This window comes from Streptomyces tropicalis (assembly GCF_029269835.1).
GTDB classification, from domain to species: Bacteria; Actinomycetota; Actinomycetes; order Streptomycetales; family Streptomycetaceae; genus Streptomyces; species Streptomyces tropicalis.
The window spans coordinates 1-6,651 of the sequence record NZ_JARJBB010000056.1; the positions used below are offsets into that span (position 1 = coordinate 1).

A 6,651-nucleotide genomic window follows, 5' to 3' on the forward strand; every position below is an offset into this window, starting at 1 on the left:
AGGGTGATCACAACGGTCCGCTCGGCGGTGAGGACGCCGGTTGCCTCCAGCGCGACGCCGAGTTCGGTGAGGGCGGAGTGGGCCAGCGCCGTGAGTTGGTCGACGGGGTCGGCTACGGCAGGTCCGGGCTGTTCGGCAGGTGCGACGGAGCGCTCCGCCTGCCCGGCGTTGTCCTGGTCCTGCTGCTCCTTGCTGGGGCTCGCCTCCGCTTCCGGCTCGGTGGCAGCGGCCGCGGTTTCGACCGGCGCGGCTGCCGGCTCCGCCACGGCCTCCTGGACCACTGCCCCGGGCGACTCCGCCGCAGGCTGCGCCGCGGGGCTGTCGGAGCCGTTGTGCTCGCCGTCCCCGGTGGCGGTTACGGACTCCTGGGCGGCCGGAGCGGAAGGGGCGGCGATCTGTTGAGCGGCGTCCGGCGCCGCCGCCGATGGTGTGGGGGTCGCGGGACCGGGGGTCGCCTGGGGCGCCTCGGCGGGAGTCGGCTCGCTCGGGGCTGGTGCAGGGGTGGTGGGGTTGTAGTCCAGGAGCGGCCGGGCGCCGCCGTCGCTCGCGTTCATCCACGCGGTCGCCGCGGCCAGCAGCGTCTGCGCGTCGACCGCGTCGAGGTCGACGGCCGGGAGGGTGACGGCTCGCGCGCTGCCCTCTTCGTCCACGGCGGTGAGCCCGAGCATGAGCACGGGCGCCCCGGCCTGATGATCGACCAGCGCGTAGACCGGGCGGCCGTGGAGGTGGGCCAGGAGCGCGACCTCAGTGGCGCCGCCGGCCAGGTGCGCCTGTGCCTGGGCGAGCAGCCGCGGCGCGGCCTCTTCGGCGGTCATGAGGATCTCGCCTGGCAGCTCGAATACGGGCAGCTGGATGTAGTCGTCCTCGTCGGGGTCCACGGCCATCGTGGTGGGCTCCTGTGCCGTTTCGGGCGTCGGCTCGGTCGAGTCCGGTATGCCGACGGGTTGCGGGGTGAGCTGCTGGGCGCGGTGCTGGATGTACTGCCCGAGCTCCATCTCGCCGTCCTCGGTCTGCTGGACGAAGGCGATGAACTGCCCCTGGAAGGCCCTTTGGTGCAAGTCGCGCAGCTTCCCGGTGTCGGTCGTCCGTGCCGCTTGACCGTGGAAGATCTTCGCGAGGGTCAGTTGCGCGCAGTGGAGGTGGTGACCCAACTGCTGTGCGAGCTGCGCGCGTTGGTCCCCGTCGTCTGAGCCCGTGCCGAGCGCGGTCTGCAGGGCGAGCAAGCCGGTGAGGCCGGGGATGCCGAGAGTGTCGGTGTCATTCAGGGACGCTGCTGCCCGGGAGGCGGCAGGGGTGGCCGACAGCCACTGTTCGTGCTGGTCGAGCTCCCGCAGCAGAGCCTGGTGGGCAGCCGTGTACGCGGCGGCGTCCGGGTAGGGCGCGGCGGGTTCAGTGCCCTCCTGCGAATCGGGGGTGAGTGGTTGGTCGGCTGCGGACGGGTTTGGCGGTGCACTGGTGGCCACGGTGCCCTCCTGACGTGCGGCGGCCGGTTGGGGGTGCGGGCTGCTCCCGACTTCGGGAGCGGTGCTCTGCGCCACGTCGTCGGCCGAATCCACGGCGGGCTCTGCCGAGGCGACACGATTGGCTCCGAGAGCCTCCTCGTCCGCTTCGCTGGCCGTGGGGGCGTTCTCAGGCGGTATAGCCGCGGCCCCGGGTTCCTCCGTGCGGTCGAGCGCGCGTTCTACGGCGACGTTGGGCGTGGCCGCGGCGGAGGCAGCCGCGGGTTCGACCGGTGTACCCGGCGCCTGCGTCACCGCAGTCTCGGCCTCGCCCGCGTCGGCCGGGGCGGCGTCGAAGGCAGTCTCGGGAGGGCTGGCGTCGTCTGTGCGTGCCGGAGTCCGCAGCGGCAACGTCCCCTCTCCGATGGGAGGTTGCTCCCGCACGGCCTGGCCCTGACGCAGGTGCTGCGGGCTGCCGGTGCTCTGGTCGGCCGCTGACTGTGCTGCCGCCTCGCTGCCGGAGGCGCCCGCGGGCTCCGCGGCGGCCTCTCGTGGCCCTTCGGCCGACACCTTGAGCGGTGCGCCGTCTTGGGCCGGAGCCGGTGCGGGCGCAGGTGGCACAGCAGATGCACGGACCTGGTCGGACACGCCTGGGACGGGTTGCGCCGGTGCGTCGATCGGGGTGCCGGGACTTGGGGCGGGTGCCTCACCGGGGGGTGACGGGGCGGGTCGGGGCTCGAGGGCACGCCAGGTTGCGCGGCGGTCGGCCACGGTGTCGACCGTGTCGGTTTCCCCCAGCGCGTAGGACCGCAGTGCGTTGGCCACGTGCTGTGCGGCCTCGGCAACATGTTCCGCCGCGGGCAGTTGAGGGAACTTGACCTCCTTGTTGCCAAGCCGCACGAGCTCGCCCGTCCAACCCGCCGCGTCCTCCAGCACGCTGACGATCGCGCCGGCGTCCAGGCCGTACGTCGTTGCGTGCTCGCGGACGGCGTCGAGGTAGGTGATGACGATGCCGCGGACGCGGACCCGGTGAACGTCGTCCGCCTGTACCCCTCGGGCGGTATTCCACTGCGGGCTGCGAACGTTGTTCACGTAGTGGTCGGTCGCCTCGCGGCCCGCCTCCTCCAGAGCGGCACGCAGATTCAGTACCGCGTCGGCTGTGTACGTGTGGGCGATGGGGTCGGTCAGCGTCTCGAGCGCGGCGGCGGCGTTCTCGTCGTACTGGGCCAGCGGGTACTGGTAGGTCCAGTAGGTGTGGTCGGCTCCGGCGACAAGGTCGGCGACGTCGCGGGCGGTCGACCGGGCGGCCCGTGCGGCGGCCTCGGCCGCCATGGCGTAGGTCTCTTCGAGTTCCTTCTGGCTTCGCTTGCCGGTCTTGTGCCAGTCGTCCCTCAGGGGTGCCGGAGCTGGCGGCCTCGGGGCTTCGCCGCTCTCCGCGGGTGCCGGGAGGGCGCCCTGGGGCGCGTAGTCGATGGGCGGCAGTGGCGCCTGGTTGACGGTCTCGATGTCGCGGGGGACATCGGGCACGGTGTGGTTGTAGCGGGTGTACCAGGCGTGCCCGCGCTCGGAGAGGCGGATCTGCGCGCCGTCGCGTTCGGCCAGCCCGTTGTCCAGGAGGGCGCTGATGCGCTGCGGTGCGCCTGCCGGGCGGACGGAGCGGCGGGGCACGCGCTGCATGAACCGGCCGCCGACCTCGGTGATGTTGCCGCGTGCGATGTCGTTGAGGTCCTGAAGGCGTACCAGGGAGAAGGGCGGAAAGGCCTTCTCTGGTTCGGCGGCGGCCGGCTCTGTGCCGGGGGCGTCCTGGTCGGCTGCGGGGGCCGGTTCAGGCTGCGCTATGGCGAACAGCGTGGCCTGTTCTTCCTGGAGGTCCGGCCGCGGTGCTTCGCTCGTGGGTTCTCCCCGCAGTGCACGGTGCCGTTGTTCGCCGAGTTCCGAGAGCCGGGCGAAGAAGCGGTCATCCGGCCTGTCGGGGTTGTACGGCGGTACCTGGATGAGGCCGAGGGCGCTGAGGGTCCACAGGGCACGGGTCGTCCAGTCGAAGGTCTGCTCGGTGGCGATGCCCTGCTGGTTGTGGCGGTACCACTCGCCCAGGGAGCGGGAGATGACCCCGCGGGCCACGTCGTTCAGGGCCTTTTGCTCGTGCTCGTTCAGCTCGACGGTGAGCGGGTCGCGCTGGTCGGCGTGGCGGGCGGCGTGCCGGCGCACCATGGGCATGATGTCGCGCTCGTGGGTGACCGTTCCGATCTGTTGGGTGTTGGTGGTCGAGGTCGGGTCGGGCATGTATCGGACGCTGATCCGCTTGCGGGTGAATCCCGGTGTGCGGAAGAGGTACCGGCCGCTGGGCAGCGTGATGTCGTAGTCGCCGTCGAACCGGCCTGCATACCCCTCGTAGCTCTCCCCTGCACTCGGGTCGATGCCGAGGGCTTCTCCGGCTGCGGCATTCCGTGCGAGCCGCTCGCGCCAACGTGCCTCGAAGTCCGGGGCCGTCTCCGCGCTATCCTCCGCGTTCTCACTCGCGGCTGGTGCCGGTCCGGTGGCGAGGGCGGGGTCGTCCGATGCTGCTGAGGCTTGCGCTGCGGGAGCAACCGCCTCAGGGGCCGGCTCGGTTTGTGGCTCGGCAGCATCGATGATCCCGGAGGGAACGTCCTCGTCTTCCCACGCTCCCTCTGCCGACGGGTGTGCGGGCAGCGCGGAGGGGCTCTCGGCCGGCGGGCCTTGGCGCCCGGGGGCTGTTTCGCTGGGCTCCGGGTCGCGTGGTTGCGTGGGTGCCGCGTCGGCGGCGGGGGCCGGGACGGCCGGTTCCCCCCGCGCCGGGCTGTTCGCCGCGGCAGACGGGGGTGACTGGGTCTTCTCGGCAGGGCCGGCGGCTGCCCCGGTCGCAGTCGGGTGAGCGAGGGTGTCTGGGTCGCCGCGGGCATCGGCGTCCGCCGCCTGGCCCGTGTTGCTGCGGGGACTGCGCGGCGCGGAACGGGGAACCCCCGCCGCCGCACGGCCGTCCGGCTGGGGTGCAGGACGGGAGTCGGTGCGCCCGTCCTGCACCGGCGCGGGGCGGCGCCCGGATCCGCGCGCAGGGCTCTGTCCCGGTGCCAGTACGCGAGGAGCCTCATCAGTTGCGGACCATCCGGGGACCGCGTCAGGAAGCGGCAGGCCCGACGGCACGTCCTCCACCTCGGTCCACGGATCAGGTGCGGTCGGGGCAGCAGGTGCTGCTGCGGATGCGTCCAGGACGCGGGGGGCGTCCTCATCACTCCCCCAGCCCCGGGGCGCCTCGTCAAGAGCCGACGAGGCGCCCTGGTCACCCCACGCGCTGACCGGCCCGGGTGCGAGTACGCGAGGAGCGTCGTCGGCTGCGGACCAGCCCACGCCTGCGTCGGGGAGCTCCAGCCCTGACGGCGGCTCCTGTTCTGCTGTCCAGCCAAGACCTGACTCAGCCGGGGCGGCAGGATCCGTCGTGGGTGTCTGCAGAACGCGGGGAGCGTCATGGTTGCTTCCCCATCCGTCGGGCACAGCCCCGAGGGCTGCGGGGGCGTCCTGGTCGTCCCACGCGCCACCCCCGCTGCTCGGAGCGGCGGGGCCGACTGCTTCGCCAGCTTCGTGCTCGGGTGCCAACGGGCGAGGCGCATCGTCGGCGGCAGCCCAGCCGTAGCTCCCATCGGCCAGGGTCAGTCCCGACGGAGGTTCCTCGCTCGCCGTCCAGCCGGTTTCCGGCGCGGTCTGGGACGACTGCGGCGGCACGGACATGTCCAGGACGCGCGGGGCGTCCTCGTCGCTCGTCCATCCTTCGGCGACATCGCCAAGAGCGGAGGGCGCGTCCTCTTGGCTCCACGCCTGGGCGGCCGTCGTGCCCACGGCAGGGCCGCCTGCGTCCTCGGCGTCGTACTCGGATGCCAGTACCCGTGGTGCGTCGTCCGCGGCATCCCAGCCCTGGGCCTCATCGGCCATGGCCAGGACCGAGGGCGGTTCCTCCGCCGCCGTCCAACCGACCGGTTCGCCCGCGGTGGGCGATGCCGGCTGCGTCGCGGCCGTGTCCAGGACACGCGGGGCGTCCTGGTGGCTCGCCCATCCTTCGGCGACTTCGCCGAGGGCCGAGGGGGCGTCTGAGTTTTCCCATCCGGCGGTCCCCCCGCGCACGGCGCCGGGGCTGTCTGTTCCCCCCGTGGCCTGCTCGGGGGCGAGCACCCGGGGTGCCTCGTGCGCGGCGGACCAGCCCGGGGCCGCGCCGGGCACGGCCAGGCCCGAGGGCGGTTCCTCCTGGGCCGCCCATCCTGCGTCGGGTGGCAAGACCCGGGGCGCGTCGTCCCCGTCCGTCCATCCTTCGCCGACCGCATCGAGCGCAGAGGGGGCGTCCTGGTCTCCCCAGCCGCCCTCTGCGCTGCGGGGCGGGATCGGGAATTCCTCCGGGGCGGTGGCCAATTCGTCACCTCGTTGATGATCACGGGTGGCGGCTGGGCCGCCTGCATTCCCTGGGGCAGATCAAGTGCCTTTCGACGTTAGGGATCACCGGTGTTCGGGGGTGCTGCCTGGATGCAGCCCTCCCGCCTGGGGGGATTCACGGCTCAGAAATCTTGTGGCCGATCCCCCCAGACGGTCCGTGCTCTCGGTCACCGGTTCGGGGATGCCACCGGTGAGACCGGCCGTCCGGTCTCGTCGGGGCGCGGCTGCTGCGCTCGTCCGGAAGGTGTGCCAGCAGAAGGCAACTGGGGCATCTGCCGTTGACGGGCGCCGGCCTGGACGCGGTCTCGGAGGCGGCGTGCACGGTCGGTGTCGATGCGCTCTTGCACGAAGGCCTCGCCGTAGCGCTCCACGATCTGGACCACCTTGTCGCTGGTGGCGCCTTGGAGGTCGTCCCGGGTGAAGAGGCCGGCGGGCGCGGCCTTGGCATCGAACCCGAAACGCAGCACGTTTCCGTGCTGCGGGTGACCGGTCACCGCGACGTACAGGTTCAGTGCGCTCATCGTGTTCTGGAGCGTGGGCACGCTGGGCGCGTGCGGGTCGTCCATGAGCTTCAGGAGGTCCTCACGCAGCCGGTCCGGGACGACGGGCCCGGGATCCTTCGGGAGCGGCTGGCGCTGGGATGCGGGAAGGCGGGCCAGTACGCCGCGCAGCACTTGCTCTCCGGTGGCCCCTTCGAGCTCCGCGGCCGTGAATTGCGCGGCAGCGCGGGGGGCGTTGGGATCGAACCCGAACTGCACGACCTGCCCGTGCCGGG

1 protein-coding gene and 1 pseudogene are annotated in these 6,651 nt (G+C 72.6%); both read right to left on the bottom strand.

The window, feature by feature from the left end:
- Positions 1–3,722, bottom strand: a pseudogene (locus P3H78_RS32580) (toprim domain-containing protein); the annotation flags it as partial.
- Positions 3,723–6,043: 2,321 nt separating this feature from the next.
- Positions 6,044–6,651: hypothetical protein (locus P3H78_RS32585; RefSeq protein WP_276112794.1), on the bottom strand; the 608-nt coding region annotated here is incomplete at its 5' end.